Annotated in this window: 1 pseudogene; it reads left to right on the forward strand. The window is 40.8% G+C overall.

Going from position 1 to position 915, the window contains the following annotated elements:
• The first annotated feature begins 25 nt into the window (after positions 1-25).
• A pseudogene (locus R7P74_RS25300) lies at positions 26-798 on the forward strand (phosphotransferase).
• The last annotated feature ends 117 nt before the right edge of the window (positions 799-915 follow it).

A 915-nucleotide genomic window follows, 5' to 3' on the forward strand; every position in this document is an offset into this window, starting at 1 on the left:
GGCGTTAGTTGCACAGGGAGGTATCATGGAAGAATTATCAGGTGGAAGAGAATCTGCAATATATCGAGATGGTGAAGTCGTTTATCGACCTCTTCAGTCATGGAGTTCTACTATTCATCTTATTTTGAAGCATCTTGAGCGAGCAAAGGTAGATGAAATCCCAAAGTTCTAGGTGTTAATAAAAACCAAGAAATCTTAAGTTTTGTCGCGGGTAATACCTATAATTATCCGCTTGTTGGCGCAATCGCAACAAATGATGCACTCATGTCTGCGGGTAAATTATTACGTAAAATACATGACTCAACAGTTTCACTCTTGGAGCAAATTGATGTTAATGCACACCGATGGATGTTAGAGCCGAGAGAACCATTCGAGGTTATCTGTCATGGTGACTTTACTCCGTACAATGTTGCCCTATTAGAAAATAAGGTTGTTGGTGTGTTTGATTTCGATACTGCGCACCCTGCACCAAGAGTATGGGATCTAGCATATTCAGTTTATTGTTGGTCTCCGTTCAAAACGGACAGCAATGATAAGTTAGGCACAATCTCAGAACAGTTAGCTAGAGCTAGGTTGTTCTGTGACAGTTACGGTGCAACTGAATCAGAACGAGAGCAATTAGCCGATATAATGGTTCAGCGATTGCAGGCTTTAGTATCCTTTATGCGTAGTGAAGCCGAAAATGGTAATGAATCCTTTGCTGAAAATATTGAGCAAGGCCATCTTCAAGCTTATCTAAACGACATAGAATATATCACTGAAAATAAGCAAAAAATTCAGTGCGCATTGTGCAACTAACAAAATGTTCAAGAGGGATTCGCAACGCGTGGCATTTTCACTATGCGTTGATTTTAGTGATTAAGGTGGTTTGCAGCAACATCGGTATTGCGCTGCTCACCCCTTAACATGGCGTTA

The sequence above is a fragment of the Vibrio sp. 2033 genome, from assembly GCF_033339735.1.